Below are 19,436 nucleotides of genomic sequence, written 5' to 3' on the forward strand. Positions count from 1 at the left end.
TGGGCCCGCCGGGAGCGGGCGTATCTCCTGATCCTTTCTGCTCTTATTGGGAGCCAACCACATGCCAACAAACATGCGACTAGCAGATTTTATCCGGTCGGAAATAGAGCCCATTCTTGCGAATTGGGTAGATTTTGCCAGAACCATCTTTCATGCCGGTCATATGAACAAGAGCGGTTTGCGCGACCACGCCAGGGACATGCTTCTGGTGATTGCCGACGATCTCGAATCATATCAGAGTGCGTCCGCACAGACTGCCAAATCACAAGGTTATGGGCCGACGGGTGGGAGGGCGTCCTGGGCTGAAGTGCACGGTGGCGATCGACACAGCAGCGGTTTCAGCGTTATGGAGACCGTGTCGGAATTTCGGGCCCTGCGTGCGAGCGTGGTGTCGCTCTGGACCAGCGCCAACCCAACGGTTACCCGGGAACAGCTTGACGACCTTACCCGGTTTCATGAAGCCATAGACCAGGCCGTCGCCGAATCGCTTGAGCACTACGCGGCTGTAAAAGAGATGGAAACCCGGCTGTTCGGCGCCATTCTGGTGGCATCCCCTGAACCGATTTATGTGCTGGACCCGGCAGGCCGGTTTATCTATGCAAACAGGGCCACTGCCGATCTTTTTGCTTTGAAGCCCGATGCGATCATCGGAAAGTCCCACTCTGACCTCGGGTTTTCGTTCGCTTCAGACTTACAGCGCAACCACGAACAGGTGATTGCTGACCATTCCACCTACCGGGGCAAGCTCGTCCACAGATTTGCGTCTGGCGAGGGTGAGAGGTTCGAATATCTGCTTGCGCCGGTGCTGGATGAGCATCAGAACACCGAAGCAACAGTCTGCATTATCCAGGATGTCACCGAGCGGGCACTTGCGGAAGAAAAAATATGGCACAACGCCCACCATGACGCGCTGACCGGGCTGCCGAACCGGCGCCTGTTTCTGGATCGCCTGGAACAGGAGGTCAAACATGCAAACCGCAGTAGCCTGCCTCTTGCCCTGCTTTTCATGGACCTTGATGGTTTCAAGGAAGTCAACGATTCGCTCGGCCATGAAGCGGGGGATCGTGTTTTGTGTGACGTCGCAGTACGCCTCGCTGAATGTGTGCGGGAGGATGACACGGTTGCCCGCCAGGGCGGCGATGAGTTTACCGTGATTCTCTCCGCCGCCACGCGGCGTAAAGATATCGAGATGATCGCCCAGACTATTATTGATGCGGTTGCGAAGCCGTTCCAGCTCGAACAACAGTCTGTCCGGATTTCCGTCAGCGTCGGGATCGCCTTCTACCCCCAGGACGCACCCTCTCCTCTCGCTCTGCTGGAAGCGGCGGATCATGCCATGTACAGAGCGAAACAGTCCGGTTCAAACCGTATGTGTTTCCACGACACTCCCGCTAAGACGGAGGACCATTTCTCCTGACTTTTACGAGGCCGAAAACACCGCCGTTCTGCGTACCGCATCAATATCGTCCGGAAGTGTCATGACTCGCTCGGAGCGCCCGAGTGCCATCCGTGAGTGTCTTTTGGCAGCGGCAACCATCGCCTCGTCATCTGTTTCGGCCAACGCCCCAAGAGCTTTCTGCAGGCGAATGGACACTTCAACCATGCCTGCTCCGTCACGGGCAATGGCTGTAAAAGCATCGTCGAACAGGTCGTCGATCACCAGCTCCGGAACCGATACACGGTCGTAGGTGATAGCCCGCATTCCGTCTTTATCAATCGGGGATTGCCAAAGTGTAAACAGCCGTACCATTGTCCCGATAACATTGATCGCGGTTCCCGGATCATTGATGCCAGGGGACAGCGCCTTGTCGGCGATCTCGGACAAGGCAAGAAGTCCGAAGCGGGGATCATCCTCGAAGGTACGGCTTGAACTGATCGTGAAGGCACTGGAAAAAGCTTCTGGCTCGAATGCCTCGCCCTCTTCATTGTAATGCTCAGTGCCCCTCTCAATATAAAGCAGCGGACGACCCGGGCTCATAAAAGTACCGGGCAGTGCTGTCACCCTCACGTGACAATTGAACGTTTCAGCACAGGTTTGTAGCGTCTCCAGGTCGATGCGCTGGATATAACCAACCGTCGCCGAGTACACCGGCCTGCTCTTGCCCGGGGACTGACCCCGGGAGGCAGTCAGAGCGCCGAGCGTGGGCGCATACCGGCGACGGTTTAGGGCGTCGCCAGCTGCCTTTTCCGCTTTTTCGATGGTATTCACCACCTTGCCCAGCCGGGCAATTCTGTCCACCCAGCGAACAAACGTAATGACGACAATGGCGAATACCAGAAGAGTAAGGACGAAGATCCCAAACAGGCCTGCAGCCTCAAACATGTCGTTCTGGACAGCTATCAGGGAAACAATACTGAAGATAAAGGCGCCTATAAAGGCAGACAAGGCATTCTGGGTAACGTCATCCGCGATAACCAGTGGTATCGAGCGAGGTGTCGCACCAGCGCTGGCGGATGCATAGGCAGCAACCATGGAGCCTACTGCAAAGGTCGCTATAACCAGCATGCTGGAAGCCATGATGGAGAGCAGGGACTCGACCGATTCCAGGGTGATCTCGGGTACGACACTGGACAGGCCCATATCGTCAGCCAGCATGGCTATAAAGGTACCACCAATAGAAAGCACGCAAAGGACCAGCGGCTTGACCCACAAACGCTCTTTAAGCTGACTGAAAAAGAAGCGCAGCCTGTCGGGAATGAACAGTTTTGATCGGGCCATAATTCAGTCCTTCACCGGAATGCGCAGGGTCACGTTCCCCCATAGGATAGTTGACGGTGGGCCGCGATCGCTACCAGCTTTTCGCCGGATTCGCCGGCGAACACGCCTGGCCGTGGCCCTGCAAAATGAACCACAGCGCCGTCAGCGACAGGGCCGGAGAGTTGGGGAACGGGGACAATCGAAATGTTGCTCGAACCGCTAGCCCTGATGAATTTTCAGGCCACTGACGTGAGATGTCTGTTCGCTATCGAACGCTCTCGCCTGACTGAATCTTTCGCAGGGGTTCCATTCCGTTTTGCGCTGGGTGTGGTAGCGCACTGACGGCGCAGTTACCGTAGGGTGATTCTGGCTACCAGACCCGCGAGAAATCATGGCGAAGAGAGGACAGCATGAGACAGATGACCCACCGCAGACCCCGGCGCCGCCGGATTTCTTCCCGGATAGGGGAGATCACGCTGGCGATGTTCGGCGCAATGGCCGCCGGCCTGGTCGTGGGTCTGGCAGTATTGACTGTGGATACTAAGTTGCTTTGGCCTCCGCCGTTCAAGCTCGGGACCATTGCTGATGCAAGGGTTGTGCTGGGGGCGGTAATCAGTGGTCTGATCACGGTCGCGGTGTTCGGCCTGTGGATGCGCACAGTTGTGGTTGGCCTCATGGCCGCGCATTTTTCACCCCGAACGCTGCTGATCTTCCTCGAAGACCGTTTCCAGCGCAATCTGCTCGCCTTCATGGCAGCTGGCCTCGTAGCCGTGCTGGTCATCCTGTTAAGGATGCCTACCAACGAACAGACGTACGCTCCGCTGGCGAGTATGGTGCTGGTAGTGATGATCGCGCTCGCCGCGATGGCAGGCATACTGCTGGCAATCAAGCACGCTACGCGAAGCCTGTCGCTGCCGGAGCTGATCAGTCGCCTTGCCGAAGACGCCCTCGATGTGCTTGATCGCCACCCTGAGGCACGGGTTGAATTAACTGAAGTGCCGCCGCCGCTGGCTGCACGGCGGACGGTCCTGGCCCCCGGAACCGGCTGGGTTACGGGTATCGACATCGACCGGATTCGCAAGGCACTGCCGGTTGGCGGGGCTGTCCATCTGCGCAGCCGGATTGGCGAGTTTGTCACCCCCCGCCGCCCGGTCGCGCTCGTATCCTCAACAGGGATCGAGGTAGAGGAGGCCGACTTTGACGCCGTGGCCAAAGCTTTCACCCTTGCCCGCACCCGAAGCCCTGACATGGACCTCGTGTTCGCCGTGAGCCAACTGGTGGATGTCGGGACGTTCGCGCTGCAGACGCGCGCGGACACTTCAACCGCCCACGAGGTAATGGTTCACCTTGAAGCCGTGCTCGAGGAAATCGTCTGCCGGGGGCTGCCACGACTGCACGACAAGGACGAGGACGGCCGTTGCGTCTACGACGAGGCTGGCTGGGACGCAGCCGACCTGTTGCAGCAGTGCGTGGAGCGACTGCGGGAGCAGGCCTCCCGCGACCCGGAAGCGGCCCGGCACCTGATGCACATGCTTCATCGGGTCCGGGAGGTCGCAGAAGGGCTTGATGCATTCGCGGTCATCTCTGAGATCGAGTGTCAGGTTGAGATGGTGCGGGCTCTGGCAGAAGCCAACGGCATGCTGCCTCAGGACCGCCAACGGCTTGAGCGAGAGGCCAAGGCTATCATCAATCGTGACTCTACCGGTCACATAGGCCATACGTGATTGGTCAGGGTCATTGACCGGATTTTAATGACAGTGAGCGGTACTAAAACGGAGGCACAGTCGCTGTGTCTGATAACGCACAGACATTCCCTTGGCTAAATGGGACGCTGAATTGGTGACCGCGCATCCTTTTTTGTTATTCGGTGCGCATCCCACGATCCCACTAAGCGCCGGCCATGAGGCCAAAGGAGAGAAAGATGAACAAGGACACCATTGAAGGTAACTGGAAAGAACTCAAGGGCAAAGCAAAAGCGCAGTGGGGCAAGCTGAGTGATGATCGCCTTGATGAAATTGGCGGCAGGCGCGATCAGCTGGCCGGTGAAATTCAACAGGCCTACGGCATTTCAAGAGACGAAGCCGATAAACAGGTCAAAGACTTTGAAAAGGCATCCCGGCACTGATACCCGATAGTCCCGATGTTATTACCCACTGCCTGCAATGCCGTATCGGAGGCGGTTGGGGCATCTTTTTTTTTGCACACAAGAGATATCCGGAGATCCGCTCATGAACAAACCTCAGAACGAAAGCCAGCCGAACGACACGAAAGGAAAAAATAAAACCGAACAGCGAGGCAGCGAGGGGGAGACCGTTTTAGGAGAAATCAATGACGAATCCGAAAGACATGGCAGCAAGGACGAAGCCGAGCCAGGCGACGCTAAAAAGCATGGCGGCAAGAAGGACGAGAAAGACGCAGTGGTAGGGGAAATCAATGACGACGCCACGAAGGAAAAGAAATGAATTTACCTCGATCCCGGATGACCGGTTTTACCAGGATCTGGCGGTTTTTCAGATAAACATTCTCTTACCAAACTACAACCGACTTCTCCTGAGGTTGTCCGTACTCTGTCGTAATGATTCGAGTATTGACACCGCAGGAACGCCCCTTTCGGTACGGGCATATCATCAGAGCACTGATAGTGGCCACGTTCTTGCCACTATCAGTCCCATTGCTGGCCGCGGAAAGAGAGCATGGTTATCGGCTGCTTGAACTGGAAGGGTATAAGGTCAAGTGGGGCGAGCAGAAGCTAGGGGTGGGAGCGAGCATCAGCTATGCTTTTGCTGACGAGACGCTGCGATTCGATGATGCGCGCAATGGCACCGAAGATGTCTACGACATCCGCTACACGCTGATTCATGAGATCGGTCGTGCCATCGGCCTGGACCATCCCGGGCCATCCGGCCAGGTGATGGGATTTCGCTACACCGAAGCCTTGCCCGGGCTTCAGCCCGGGGATCTCGCCGGTATCCGGCGACTCTACGGGCGCGGAGCCGATCGCAGTCAACTTGCCGATGGCTCCAGCACCCCTCCCTTCAGGTCAGCATTTTGACCGGCTTCAGAAGTGGTAGCCAATACCTACAGTGTAGGCCCAGATTCCGTCGTCCTGGAACGCATCAGTAGCATCATCGGTGTCGTCGAACAGGAACTGGTACTCAGCTCGGGCGAGGATAAAGGTCCTTGACCGAACGTAGTACTTTAGGCCCGTTTCCAGGCCGGCAAAGGCGCTGTCGTTGACACCGTCACCGTAGACTCCGCCCAGGCTGGCACCGATGAAGGGCCGCGCACGATCCTCAAGGAAGTGGTAGTTGATGTAACCACGGGTTGAGCCGTTCCAGAAATCATCAGTGACGCCTTCGCCTTCAATATCGGCGTAGTTGATGCTTTGCCGGACACCGGCAACCATGTTATCCCGCAGATACCAGCCAAGATCGCCGGTGATGCCGAAGCTGCCGCTATTGAAATCCCGATCGTTACTGCCGGTTCCGGAGATGGAGAATTCCCTGTCGCCCTCTTGTGGGCCGAACGCCGGGGTTTGAGCGGATACTGCCATAGGCAGCGCACCAAGAAGACAGAAAGTAATTGCCGCAGTGTTTATTCTGATCATTAGAAGCTCCTTGCTTGCATTGTCCAGATTGCATTTCCATAACGCGCCATTACTACCTTGGCGCGGACTGTGACGCGACGGATACTACGGCTATCAACCGTCGCGAACACACCCGAAGAATCGGTTTATGACCCTCGGATGTCTGTGCGTTAGCGCACACGGGATAACGGAGAGGAGGAGTTATCCAGAATCAGCGCTTTTGCCTGCGAACAGACTCCAGCAACCGCTGGGCATCCCGTGGCGCGCACGCCTTGTCGTCGTTGTCAAAATAGCAGAAGACATCCCTCCCCTCCTGCTCCCAATTGACAAAGCGACGCGCGAACCCCGCCAGGGCTCGACCGTCGTAAGAACCAGTGTAGGCTTCCTCCTCGGGGCCATGCAAGCGTGCGTAGACGAAATCGGCAGTGGCCACGGGCGGCGATCGATAACCCTTGTAATCATAGTAACACAGGGCGGCGTTGTACTTCGTAAGAACTTCGTAGACCTCGTCACACAGCCAACTGGTGTCGCGAAACTCGAATGCATAGCGGTAATCCGGAGGCAACTGGTCCAGAAACTCTGTCAGTCTGCTGACATTCACCCGCCAGCGGGGTGGCAGCTGAAAAATCAGTGGCCCGAGCTTTGAGCCGAACGGCTCCACCGCCGCCAGAAACCGGTCGAGCCCTTCGCCGGCGTCCTTGAGTTTCTTCATATGGGTCAGATAGCGGCTCGCCTTGACGCTGAACAGGAACCCGCCAGGCGCCGCCTCCAGCCACCCATTGACGGAGGTTTTGTCGGGTAACTGGTAAAAGCTGTTGTTGAGTTCGACGGTGTCAAAGCTGCGCGCATATTCTTGCAGCAAACCCTCTGCGCCAAGGCCTTCAGGGTAGAAGCTGCCCCGCCAGCTATCGAAATTCCATCCCGATGTTCCAATACGAATCCCGCCGTTTTTGCTCATGGTGCCTCCCGCACTACGTCTTTAGCCTCTTTATCGTCCCGCAGCCCCAGAAACCGGGGATGACGAAGCTTGCCATCGTCGGTCCACTCGGTGAAGCCAATCTCCGCCACCAGGCGGGGGTCTACCCAGGTGACATCTTCGTCTGCGCTGCTGACATCATCGAAGGGCGAGGTTTTTCTCTTGATCTGAACCAGTCTGCGATAAAAACTCTCAAGAAACTCATCACTGAAGCCGGTACCCACGCGGCCAGCGTAGCGCAGCTTGTCTCCCTCGTAATACCCTACCTCCAGTGCCCCGAAACCGACCCGGGAGCCCTGTGGCCTGGTGAAACCGCCGATGACGAACTCCTGGCCCTGCTGGCACTTGAATTTGAGCCAGTCCCCGGAACGCGCAGACCGATAGACCGAGGCGCCATCCTTGGCGATGATCCCTTCCCAACCCTTGTCACAGGCTTGCGCCAGATAGGCCTTGCCTTCCCGGTTTCTGTGGGGCAGATAGCGGATGGGGTCGGCAAACTCGAAGGCCGACTTGAGAATGGCTTTGCGACGCCGCAGTGGCAGCTTCCGGAGATCATAACCGTCCACAAAAAGGATATCGAACAGGTAGGCGCACACGGGTACCGAGCGGAGCAACTCACGGTCCGGATCGCGGACCTGCATTCGCTGCTGCAACCTGGAAAAACTGCTGCGATTCCCGCTGAAGGCGACTATTTCGCCATCAACCAGAAAGTCCCCTTCCAGGTTTTCCAGCCCCTCGACAATTTCGGGATAGGTCTTGTTCCTCAGCTTGCGATTACGGGAGTAGAGTGTAACTTTTCCCGACTTTTTCCCGGCAATAAAGCGCACGCCGTCGAGCTTTCGCTCATAGAGCCATGCCTCGTCATCGAAATAGTTTTCTGTCAGCCGCGCCTTCATGGGCTCAACAAAGGCAGGCTGCCGTTGCGCTTTGAGTTTTTGCTTCTCCTCGGCGCTGAATTTATCCGTTGGACCAGCCATCGTGATACCAAACTCCCAGGGTTTCATTTAAGGGTAGTACACCTCATCGGGTATCCGGTAATCAAGGGGCAGACCCTCTTGACGGATGCTGCGGCGGCTTATATACATATAGTCAGAGGCCATGAAATTGGCCCCCTTCTTACATCAGTACGAAGCCAAGGTTATTCATGGAATCCCAAGGATCAGGGCCACGTATCTACAATCTTTTCCCGCTCCTCGCCGGTACCACTGCCGACTGGCAGGCAGAATTGCCACGTATCGCGGGAATGAATTTCAACTGGGTCTATCTCAACCCGTTCCACTATCCGGGGTTCTCCGGGAGTCTGTATGCGGTGAAGGATTACTATGCCCTCAATCCCCTCTTTGATGATGGCAGCGGCTGTTCCTGCGACGAACAGCTCAGTGCATTCGTCGAGGCGTCGGAGCAGTCGGGCCTGTCCGTGATGATGGACCTGGTGATCAATCACACGGCAAAGGATGCCATCCTGGTAGAGAAACACCCGGACTGGTTCCTTCGCGACGAGGATGGCGAGCTGAAGTCCCCCGGGGCGATCGATCCGGACGATGCAGGCCTGACTACGGTGTGGGGAGACCTGGCCGAGATCGACTATTCAGAACGGCCCGCCCGCGCGGAGATCGTCGCCTACTGGCAGAAGCTGGTGCGTCATTACGTCGGGCTCGGCTTTCGGGGTTTCCGCTGTGACGCCGCTTACAAGGTGCCCGCGGAGGTCTGGAAGGCCATCATCGGGGCAGCACGTGACCACAACACCGGAACGGTCTTCATGGCCGAGACCCTTGGCTGCCGCCCGGAGGAGGTCTATGCCCTCAGCGATGCCGGTTTCGACTACCTTTTCAACAGCGCCAAATGGTGGGATTTCCGCTCCCCCTGGTTGCTGGACCAGTACGATGCCTTTCGTCATATCGCACCCTCCATCGCCTTTCCCGAGAGCCACGATACCGAGCGCCTCGCCGCCGGGCTTCTGCGCGAAGGCGTCCCGGAGGAAAATATCCAGCGGCATTACCGCTTCCGGTATAGCTTTGCCGCCACTTTTTCAGCCGGCGTGATGGTGCCCATGGGCTTCGAATTCGGCTTCCGGCAGCCTCTCGATGTAGTCGAGAGCCGTTCCTGGCTCAAAGAGACCCCTCTCTTTGATATCAGCGACTTCATCGCCGCAACCAATCGCAGCAAGGCCTCTGTGCCGGCGCTGAATGAGGACGGTAGACAATTTTCCGTGCAAGCTCCCGGCTCCGATGCGGTGGTGCTGGCCCGCCATTCCTCGATACCTGCAGAGTGGGCGCTGCTCTTTATCAATCCCTTGCCCGGCCGCGAAGTACGGCTTTCGGTGGACGAACTGGAGCTGACCCTGGATGTCGACACCACTGCCGAGGAGATCACCCCCGGCGGCGAGGCTGTACGCCTGCGCCCCGATTCGCGTCTTGTCCTTAAACCGCTGGAGGTGCGCATCTTTCAGGTCAGCAGTGCCTCCGGGGAGGCAGCGGGCGCCAGTACTGTTACCAGCCACAATGTAACCGCCCGTTATCTCGATACCGTGCGTTCCGGAGTCATCACCATCCAGGATGTCTATCCGGAAATAGACTGCGGCAAGTACCCGGTAAAGCGGGAGGTCGGCGACAGTCTCGAAGTCACCGCAACCATATTCCGGGAGGGACACGACAGCCTCAACGCCAGCCTGCTCTATCGCCGCCAGGACGAAACCGAATGGCGGGAAGTGTCCATGTCGCGGATCAACCCCGGCCTCGACCTGTGGCGCGGCACCCTCCGGCTGGAGGAGAACACCGAGTATTTTTACACCATTGAGGCCTCGACCGATCTCTTCGAAACCTGGTGGCAGGAAACCGGCAAGAAACTGGACGCGGGCCAGGAGATCGGCGTCGAGCTTCTGGAAGGCCGGGCTCTGGTGGCGGAAGCCCTGGAACGCACCGCCGGCAATGACCGCCGCCAGATTTCCCGGGCACTGGCTGACTTCGATAAGGCCGCGGATATTGGTGAGAAGACCGAACTCCTCCGCTCTCCCCTGTTGCGGAGCACTCTCGCACGCTGGCCGGACCGAGCCAGATCCGCCCGGTACGGGCGGGAACTGGAAGTAATCGTCGACCGCGTCCGCGCCCGTTTCGCCAGCTGGTACGAAATATTTCCACGCTCCCAGGGCGTCGTCGAAGGCCAGAGCGCCACATTCGCCGACTGCGAGAAGCGCCTGCCGGAGATACGGGAGATGGGCTTCGACGTGGTCTACCTGGCACCGATCCATCCCATTGGCCACACCAACCGCAAGGGGCCGAACAATACCCTGAATGCCGGCCCGGATGACCCGGGAAGTCCTTACGCCATCGGCTCTGAGGAGGGGGGACATACTGCCATACATCCTGAGCTGGGCACCCTGGAGGATTTCCGCCATTTTGTGCGCGCCGCCAGTGATCTGGGCATGGATGTCGCCATGGATTTCGCAATCCAGTGTTCACCGGACCATCCCTGGTTAAAGGAATACCCGGAATGGTTCACCATTCGACCTGACGGCACCATCAAATATGCTGAAAACCCACCCAAGAAATACCAGGACATCGTTAACGTCAATTTCTACGGTGAACACCAGGAGGAATTGTGGCGGGAGCTGCTCAATGTGGTTCTTTTCTGGGTACAGCAAGGCGTCAAGATCTTTCGGGTGGATAACCCCCATACCAAGCCGGTGCCATTCTGGGAATGGCTGATCCGCGAGGTGCGCCTTCACCATCCCGAGACGATTTTCCTTTCCGAAGCCTTTACCCGTCCTCCGATGCTGCAGATGCTGGCGAAGGTTGGATTCAGCCAGTCCTACACCTATTTCACCTGGCGCAACAGCAAACAGGAGCTGACGGATTATCTTCAGGAACTGACCTCTACGGAGATCGGCGAATACCTGCGCCCCAATTTTTTCGCCAATACCCCCGATATTTTGCCGACGTTCCTGCAAACCGGAGGAAGACCCGCTTTCAAAATCCGCTTCGTGCTTGCCGCCACCCTCTCAAGTGTTTATGGAATCTACAGCGGCTTCGAGCTGTGCGAAAACGACGCTGTACCGGGGAAAGAGGAGTATCTCCATTCAGAAAAGTACGAATACAAAGTCCGGGACTGGGCCGCCCCGGGCAATATCCGTGAATACATCACCGCCATCAATCACATCCGCCATCGGAATCCGGCATTGCAGGAACTGTTTAACCTGCGGTTTCATCACGCCGACAGCCCGGACATACTGTTCTACGGCAAAACCCTGGAGCAGCCCGCCAATCTGATTTTCGTAGCCGTCAACGTCGACCCCTTCGACGGCCACGAAGCCACGCTGGAGTTCCCGCTGGAGCAACTCGGCATTCCGGAAGATGCCGGCTTCGAAGTGGAGGAGCTGCTGAGCGGTGCCCGGCATCTGTGGCACGGCAGGCATCATCATGTCCGGCTGGAGCCGGAAAATCCTGCCACCATCTTCCGGGTGACCCCCCCGGATCATGTGGATTACCATTCACCCAGTCTGTGAGGACTTCCATGACGGAAAGTAGTCCGCTCTGGTATCAAAACGCTATCATCTACCAGCTTCATATCAAGGCCTTTTTCGACGCCAACGGAGACGGTACGGGGGACTTCGCCGGTCTGACCCGCAAACTCGACCACATTACCGAGCTGGGCGCCACCGCCATCTGGCTGCTGCCATTTTATCCCTCTCCCCTAAGGGATGACGGCTATGACATAGCCGACTACAAATCCATCCACAAGCGCTATGGCAACATGCGGGATTTCCGGCGCTTTTTGCGGGAGGCCCACCGGCGCGATCTCAAAGTGATTACCGAGCTGGTAATCAACCACACCTCGGACCAGCATCCCTGGTTTCAGAAGGCCCGGCGTGCCAAACCCGGTTCTGCGCGGCGTAACTATTACGTCTGGAGTGACACCGATCAGAAGTATCTGGGCACCCGCATTATCTTTACCGATACCGAAACCTCCAACTGGAGCTGGGATCCGGAGGCCAAAGCCTACTACTGGCACCGTTTTTTCTCCCACCAGCCCGATCTTAACTTCGATAATCCCCGGGTTGTGGATTCGATTCTCGACGTGATGAAATTCTGGCTGGATATGGGCGTTGACGGTCTGCGGCTGGACGCCATTCCCTATCTTTGCGAGCGGGAGGGCACCAATAATGAAAATCTTCCCGAGACCCATGACATTCTCAAAAAGATTCGCCGCTGGCTGGACGATAACTACAGTAACCGCATGCTCCTGGGGGAAGCCAATCAATGGCCGGAAGACGTACTGCCTTACTTCGGCACGGCGTCAGAGCCCGAGTGCCACATGGCTTTCCATTTCCCCCTGATGCCACGAATGTACATGGCGCTGGCCCAGGAGGATCGTCACCCCATCACCGATATCATGGCACAGACGCCGGAAATTCCCTCTGACACGCAATGGGCCATCTTCCTGCGCAATCACGACGAGCTCACACTCGAGATGGTCACCGATCAGGAGCGGGACTACCTGTGGAGCTTTTATGCCAGCGACCCCCGCATGCGGGTGAATGTGGGCATTCGCCGGCGTCTCGCGCCACTGCTGGACAACGATCGCAACAAGATGCAGCTGCTCAACAGCATGCTCATGTCCATGCCCGGCACGCCGATTGTCTATTACGGCGATGAGATCGGCATGGGGGACAACATCTTTCTGGGGGACAGGGACAGCGTCCGGACACCCATGCAATGGACACCGGACCGTAACGGCGGTTTTTCCAGTGCGGATCCGGCCAGCCTCTACCTGCCAGCAATCATGGACCCCATTTACGGCTACGAAGCACTCAATGTAGAAGCGCAGCACCGCAACCCTTCCTCCTTTCTGAACTGGATCCAGCGGCTCATCGCCGTCCGCAAGTCACACTCAGTTTTCGGCAAGGGTTCCCTGCGCTTTCTTTTCCCCGGCAACCGCAAAGTTCTGGCCTATATTCGCGAAGATGAGGATGACGCCATACTGTGTATCGCCAACCTGTCCCGGTCTGCCCAGCCGGTGGAACTGGACCTGAGCGAATTCCGCGATCGGGTGCCGGTAGAACTGCTTGGCGAGAGTGCCTTTCCACCCATTGGCGAACTGCCTTACTTTCTTACTCTCCCCCCCCACGGGTTTTACTGGTTCCAGCTGACCACGGACGCGGAGCCACCGGCCTGGCACATGCAACCGGCGGGAGCGCCGCAGGAATTCCACACCCTGGTGTTGCCGCAACGCTGGCAGAGCCTGCTGGAGGGACGGGGGAAAGCCGAACTGGAGAATCGATTACTCCCGGAATTTATCGCCGGCCAACGCTGGTTTGCCGCGAAGGAAACGGGCATCGCTGCTGTGATCCTGAAAGAGTGGGTCGATATGACGGAAGCTGACAACGGCTGTCTGCTGAGCATCTTCGCGGTTCACCTGAATGATGGCTCGTGCCAAGACTATTTCCTGCCGTTGTCATTGCAGTGGGAGGAAGTCGGCAGGGAGCTGCTGCCGCCCGCGCAGTCGACAGTAGCGCGCACCCGCAGTGCCAACCGACTCGGCTACCTGCTGGACGCGGTGGGAGACGAGGGTGCCATCCGCACATGGCTTGAGCATTTTCAGGGCCACGCTGAAAGCGGCAGCGGCATCGCGGGCAGAGCGCTGTTTACCACCACCTCGGCGTTCCCCGGCAATTTCGACGCCCGGTCCGCTGCCATCAAGCCTACTTATCTGGAACAGAGCAACAGCACGTCAATAATTGACGACACCATGATTCTCAAGACTTACCGACATCTTCAGCCGGGCCTGCATCCGGAGTTCGAGGTCGGGCGTTTCCTCACCGAAGTAGCCGGCTACAAAAACAGCCCTTCGTTATTTGGCGCCCTGGAGATCGAAGATGAATCCGGAGAACGCAACCTTGTCGCGATCCTGCAAAGCTTTGTTGCCAACCAGGGAGACGGATGGGGCTATACCCTCAGTTATCTGGACCGGTTCCTTCACGATACCCGCTACGCCTCCCGTGAGGAGATAGCGGCACAGAAGGATACCCATGTCGGTTTCACCCGCCTGATGCGCACACTGGGCTTAAGGGTTGCGGAGCTTCACCAGGCCCTTGCCACACCAACCGCCGATCCCGCTTTCAGCGTCGAACCGGTGACTTCCGCCTGGCTGGACGAGTGGCGCCGGCGACTCATGCGGGAAGCGGCTTCCGCACACAAAACACTGCAGCATCACACAGAGAACGACGACGAAAGACAGGCGGAACGGTTGCGCGCGCTCCTGCACCTTTGGCCCGTCCTTGAAAAATGCATCGACGAACTCATGCCTGACCGGGTCACTGCCCTGTTAACGCGGACTCACGGTGACCTTCACCTGGGCCAGGTGCTGGTAGCGGAACACGACTTTCACATCATCGACTTCGAGGGCGAACCGGCCAGGCCTCTGGAGGAGCGGCGTGCCAAGCAGGTGCCTCTGCGTGATCTCGCCGGGCTGTTACGGTCGCTGGATTACGCAGCCCGCACCGCCGCCGCCAGGGAGACGGAAAAATTCAGGGATGACCATGCCCTGGCGCTGACCCTGGAGTGGCTGGATCTCTCCCGCCAGGCCCTGTTGGATGGATACCGGCAGGGGAGTGAGGACTGTCGCTTTTCTCCCGCGGAAACCGGGGAGTTCGAGAGCCTGGTGGCTCTGTTTACGCTGGAGAAAGTTCTCTACGAGATTCTCTACGAAGCCAATAACCGTCCCGACTGGCTCATTGTCCCCGTCGACGGTCTCATCGAATGGATCAGCAGGCACAAATCATGACCATGGAAGACAGAACCAGTGTGCAGGCCATAACCCGGGGCGAACACCCCGATCCCTTCGCTTTTCTGGGCAGCCACCCGGTGACCGGCGGTGTGCGGATAAGAACTTTCCAGCCCGGTGTTGACTCAGTGGCCGTGGTGGATGCGGCCAGCGACGAGCAGGTCACCTCGCTCACGCGCTTGCATCCGGACGGAGTCTTTGCCGGCACAGTCAAGGATGCGGATCGCGACTTTCGTTACCGCCTGCGGATAAGCCGAAATGGTGAGGCCTGCACCATCGAAGATCCCTACCGTTTCGGTGCGATACTCGGGGACCTGGACCTCCACCTTCTGGCGGAGGGCCGTCACGAGCACGCGTACGAAAAACTGGGCTCCAATTCCATCGAGATGGATGGGGTCAGAGGGGTCGCCTTCGCAGTCTGGGCTCCCAATGCCCGGCGGGTCAGTGTCGTGGGCGAGTTCAATAACTGGGACGGCCGCTGTCATGTCATGCGGCTGCGCCATGGCGCCGGCATCTGGGAGATTTTCCTGCCCGAGCTCCAACAGGGATCCCTCTATAAGTACGAAATCATCGCCAGTGACGGCAAGCTGCTGCCTCTCAAGGCGGATCCTTTTGCCCGCTACTGCCAGCATCCACCAGAAACAGCCTCCATCGTCTACGATCCGCCGTCTTACCATTGGCAGGACCAGGCCTGGATGCAGTCCCGCGGCGCCTGTTCACAGCGGGATGCCCCTGTGGCCATCTATGAAGTCCACCTGGGCTCCTGGCGCCGCCATCCCGGAGACAACAATCGCTATCTGAGCTACCTGGAGCTGGCAGAGGAGCTGCCGGCCTATGCAGCGGATATGGGCTTCACCCATATCGAACTTCTGCCCGTTACCGAATACCCCTTCGACGGTTCCTGGGGTTATCAACCGATCGGTCTGTATGCCCCTACCAGCCGCTTCGGCACACCGGACGAATTCCGGCACTTCGTCGAGAGCTGCCATGCCCATGGCCTGGGAGTCCTCATGGACTGGGTGCCGGCCCACTTTCCGGAAGACGCCCATGGTCTGGCCCACTTCGATGGCACCGCCCTGTACGAACACGAAGACCCGGCAAAGGGGAGGCATCATGAGTGGGGCACCCTGATTTACAATTACGGCCGGCAGGAGGTGAGCAATTTCCTGCTCAGCAACGCCAAATTCTGGGCTGACCAGTACCATATCGACGGCCTGAGAGTGGATGCCGTGGCTTCCATGCTCTATCTGGACTACAACCGGGAGGCCGGCGAATGGTCTCCCAATGAGTATGGTGGCAACGAAAATCTTGAGGCAGTGGACTTCATCAAGCGCATGAATGAGCTGGTGTACAGGGAAGAAAAAGGGTTCTTCACCACCGCGGAAGAGTCTACCGCCTGGCCCATGGTATCGCGACCCACCTCTGCAGGGGGGCTCGGCTTCGGCTATAAGTGGAACATGGGCTGGATGCACGACACCCTGACCTATATAAAAAGGGATCCGGTCCATCGCCGGCACAACCACAACGATCTCACCTTCGGCCTCGTCTACGCCTTCAGTGAAAATTTCATCCTGCCGCTTTCCCACGACGAAGTGGTACACGGCAAGGGCTCCCTGATTAACAAAATGCCCGGGGACCGCTGGCAGAAGTTCGCCAACCTTCGGGTCTACTTCGGTTTCATGTACGGGCACCCCGGCAAGAAGCTGCTCTTCATGGGCGGCGAATTCGCCCAGGAGCGGGAATGGAATCACGACTATTCCCTCGACTGGCATTTGCTGGATGATCCGCTCCATGCCGGCGTCCACAAGCTGATACGTGATCTCAACAGGCTGTACCGGGATTGTCCCTCGCTCCATCAGCTTGACTGTGAGCCCGAAGGTTTTCAGTGGATCGACGGCGGCGACGCCGAAAACAGTGTCCTCTCCTTTCTGCGGCGGGGACGCAGCAATGACGACTGCACCGTCATAGTCTGCAATTTCACCCCGGTGGTAAGAAGTGCCTACCGGGTCGGGGTTCCTTTTGCCGGCACCTATCATGAGCGTATCAACACCGATGGCCGGGAGTATGGTGGTTCTGGTGTCAGCAACGGCAGCGCCATAGAGTCCGTTCCGGTCCCTGCCCACGGCCATTCCCACTCCCTTACTCTTACCCTTCCGCCACTGGCGGCAGTGATTTTTGCCTGCCCCGGGCAGCACCTGACCTCGGGAGAGGCACATGAGGAGCATTGAAACCTATGACTGATGTCCGTGTCTGGCCCGGTTCACCTTACCCCCTCGGCGCCACCTGGGATGGCAAAGGGGTCAATTTCGCACTGTTTTCAGCCCATGCGGAAAAGGTAGAGCTGTGCCTTTTCAACACCAAAGGGTCCCGCGAGCTCCATCGCGTGCCTCTGCCGGAATATACCGACCAGGTCTGGCACGGCTATTTTCCCGATGTGCGCGCCGGTCAGCTTTATGGCTACCGGGTTTACGGCCCCTATGAACCGCAGCAGGGCCATCGATTCAATCATCACAAACTTCTGATTGATCCTTATGCCAAATCGCTGCGTGGAGCCTTCAAGTGGACCGACGCCCATTTCGGCTATGTGGTTGGCCATGAAGACGAAGATCTCTCCTTCGACACCAGGGACAATGCCGCTGCCATGCCCAAATGCGAGGTGGTGGACACGGCGTTCACCTGGGGCCAGGACATGCCTCCACGCAGGCAGTGGCACGAGACCATTATCTACGAAATGCACGTCCGCGGTTTCACCGCCAACCATAAAGAGGTGGCGGCCCAGCACCGGGGCACGTTCGCGGGCCTTTCCGATCCGGGTGTCATCGACTACCTCAAGAACCTGGGTGTGACTGCAGTGGAACTGCTACCGATTCACGCCTTTATCGACGAACGGGCACTCGCGGACCGGGGACTGAGTAACTACTGGGGCTACAACTCCCTGGCATTTTTCGCTCCCAACCCATCTTACCTGGCAACAGGCGCTCTGGAAGAATTCAAGACCTGTGTTCATCTTCTCCATGACGCCGGCATCGAGGTCATCCTTGACGTGGTGTACAACCACACCGCCGAGGGCAATCACATGGGACCGACGCTGAGTCTGAAGGGAATCGACAATGCCACCTATTACAAACTGGATGACGACGACCCTCGCTACTACGCCGACTTCACCGGCTGCGGCAATGTCCTTAACCTCCATCGCCACGGCGTTCAGCAACTGGTGCTGGACTCTCTCCGCTACTGGGTTGAAGAGATGCACATCGACGGCTTCCGCTTTGACCTCGCCACGGCTCTGGCCCGGGAGAGTGTCGACTTCGATCTCCACGCCGGCTTTCTCGATGCCATCGGACAGGATCCGGTACTTTCCCGGGTCAAGCGCATCGCCGAGCCCTGGGACCTCGGAGACGACGGCTACCAGCTCGGTAACTTTCCCCCGGGATGGGGGGAGTGGAACGACCAGTACCGGGACGTGGTACGCCGCTTCTGGCACGGGGAATCCGATCTGGTGCCCGAACTGGCAACGCGCCTGACAGGGTCGAGTGACATATTCAACTATCGCGGTCGCCATGCCTGGGCCAGCATCAATTTTGTCACCGCCCACGACGGCTTCACCCTCAGGGACCTGGTCTCCTATAGCGAGAAACACAACGAGGCCAATCTGGAGGACAACCAGGATGGGACCGACGCCAACTTCAGTGACAACCACGGCGTCGAGGGCGAAACCGACGACCCTGAAATCCGCGAAATACGGTTGCGACAGCAAAAAAACTTCCTGGCGACGCTGTTGCTGTCAGAGGGCACACCCATGCTCACCGCTGGCGATGAGTTCGGACGCAGCCAGGGTGGCAACAACAACGCCTACTGCCAGGACAACGAAATCAGCTGGCTGAACCGGGAGGAAATCGACGAGGAAGGCCGTAATCTGAGTGAATTTGTTCACAGGCTGATCCGTCTTCGCAGGAAGCACATCGTCTTCCACCGTTACCGTTTTTTCCAGGGAGAGACTGTGCCCGGCACCACCATGAAAGACATCACCTGGCTAAAGCCCGATGGCCAGGAAAAAACCGCGGAGGACTGGGAGGCGGCCCAGAGCTGTTGCCTGAGCTACCTGCTCAACGGCGAAGCCGGCGAATACCACCTGACTGCAAAGGGGGAGCCCGAGCCGGATGACACCTTTCTGGTTATCCTCAATTCACTGGACGAAGAGATTGAGCACTGTCTCCCCCCTATCAACACCGGAAAAGACTGGCAGCTGGTGTTCGACACCTGTGAGCGGGACAGTTTCTCGGCATCACGCCGGTGCGATGACAACAGCACCTACAAGGTCTCACCAAAATCTTTTGTGCTCATGGTCCGCTGCAGCGAAAGCGGTCAGGGAAATCCATCACAAGCGGACGGGTGAA

13 protein-coding genes are annotated in these 19,436 nt (G+C 58.0%); 9 read left to right on the forward strand and 4 right to left on the reverse strand.

The genetic code is table 11. The features are described 5' to 3' along the window. The first annotated feature begins 61 nt into the window (after positions 1 to 61). Entirely contained in the window at positions 62 to 1,417 is a 1,356-nt protein-coding gene (locus DIT72_RS09720) for a diguanylate cyclase domain-containing protein (protein WP_206081088.1), read from the forward strand. Between the two features lie 3 nt (positions 1,418 to 1,420). On the opposite strand, the gene DIT72_RS09725 is transcribed toward DIT72_RS09720, so the two are convergent. Beyond that, positions 1,421 to 2,719 (reverse strand): DUF2254 domain-containing protein, encoded by a 1,299-nt coding sequence (locus DIT72_RS09725; protein ID WP_135955038.1) that lies wholly within the window; start codon positions 2,717 to 2,719, stop codon positions 1,421 to 1,423. Positions 2,720 to 3,108: 389 nt separating this feature from the next. On the opposite strand from DIT72_RS09725, the gene DIT72_RS09730 reads away from it, so the two are divergent. The 4 genes from DIT72_RS09730 to DIT72_RS09745 all read left to right on the forward strand — a co-directional run bounded on the left by DIT72_RS09730 (position 3,109) and on the right by DIT72_RS09745 (position 5,750). Continuing rightward, positions 3,109 to 4,422: a DUF2254 family protein gene (locus DIT72_RS09730; RefSeq protein WP_135955039.1), complete on the forward strand. Its 1,314-nt coding sequence runs from the start codon at positions 3,109 to 3,111 to the stop codon at positions 4,420 to 4,422. A gap of 197 nt (positions 4,423 to 4,619) precedes the next feature. Beyond that, on the forward strand, positions 4,620 to 4,823 hold the full coding sequence (locus tag DIT72_RS09735; protein ID WP_135955040.1) for a CsbD family protein: 204 nt from the start codon (positions 4,620 to 4,622) through the stop codon (positions 4,821 to 4,823). Between the two features lie 103 nt (positions 4,824 to 4,926). Beyond that, the gene (locus DIT72_RS09740) at positions 4,927 to 5,160 is read left to right on the forward strand and encodes a hypothetical protein (protein ID WP_135955041.1); all 234 of its coding nucleotides are present in this window, start codon (positions 4,927 to 4,929) and stop codon (positions 5,158 to 5,160) included. Between the two features lie 191 nt (positions 5,161 to 5,351). After that, complete coding sequence (locus tag DIT72_RS09745; protein ID WP_206081089.1) at positions 5,352 to 5,750, forward strand: matrixin family metalloprotease; 399 nt, start codon at positions 5,352 to 5,354, stop codon at positions 5,748 to 5,750. A 6-nt stretch (positions 5,751 to 5,756) separates the two neighbouring features. Here DIT72_RS09745 and DIT72_RS09750 read toward each other — a convergent pair whose 3' ends face one another. The 3 genes from DIT72_RS09750 to ligD form a co-directional block, all read right to left on the reverse strand. After that, entirely contained in the window at positions 5,757 to 6,305 is a 549-nt protein-coding gene (locus DIT72_RS09750; RefSeq protein WP_135955043.1) for an outer membrane beta-barrel protein, read from the reverse strand. A gap of 190 nt (positions 6,306 to 6,495) precedes the next feature. Next, positions 6,496 to 7,242 (reverse strand): DUF72 domain-containing protein, encoded by a 747-nt coding sequence (locus tag DIT72_RS09755; protein WP_135955044.1) that lies wholly within the window; start codon positions 7,240 to 7,242, stop codon positions 6,496 to 6,498. Beyond that, on the reverse strand, positions 7,239 to 8,237 hold the full coding sequence (gene ligD, locus DIT72_RS09760) for a non-homologous end-joining DNA ligase (RefSeq protein ID WP_135955045.1): 999 nt from the start codon (positions 8,235 to 8,237) through the stop codon (positions 7,239 to 7,241). Before ligD ends, DIT72_RS09755 begins: the two co-directional genes overlap by 4 nt. A gap of 167 nt (positions 8,238 to 8,404) precedes the next feature. Between ligD and DIT72_RS09765 the strand changes: the two genes are divergently transcribed. The 4 genes from DIT72_RS09765 to glgX are packed head-to-tail and all read left to right on the forward strand — an operon-like array spanning position 8,405 to position 19,435. Next, a complete protein-coding gene (locus tag DIT72_RS09765) occupies positions 8,405 to 11,761 on the forward strand; it encodes a maltotransferase domain-containing protein (protein ID WP_135955046.1) in 3,357 nt (1,118 codons plus the stop codon). Between the two features lie 8 nt (positions 11,762 to 11,769). Then, positions 11,770 to 15,039, forward strand: coding sequence for a maltose alpha-D-glucosyltransferase (treS, locus tag DIT72_RS09770; protein ID WP_135955047.1), 3,270 nt, complete (start codon positions 11,770 to 11,772; stop codon positions 15,037 to 15,039). Further along, positions 15,036 to 17,267, forward strand: a complete 2,232-nt coding sequence (gene glgB / locus DIT72_RS09775; protein WP_228260780.1) for a 1,4-alpha-glucan branching protein GlgB — start codon at positions 15,036 to 15,038, stop codon at positions 17,265 to 17,267. Before treS ends, glgB begins: the two co-directional genes overlap by 4 nt. A 5-nt stretch (positions 17,268 to 17,272) precedes the next feature. After that, positions 17,273 to 19,435, forward strand: coding sequence for a glycogen debranching protein GlgX (gene glgX, locus DIT72_RS09780; protein ID WP_135955049.1), 2,163 nt, complete (start codon positions 17,273 to 17,275; stop codon positions 19,433 to 19,435). The last annotated feature ends 1 nt before the right edge of the window (position 19,436 follow it).

This window comes from Marinobacter orientalis (genome assembly GCF_004792665.1).
Taxonomy (GTDB): domain Bacteria; phylum Pseudomonadota; class Gammaproteobacteria; order Pseudomonadales; family Oleiphilaceae; genus Marinobacter; species Marinobacter orientalis.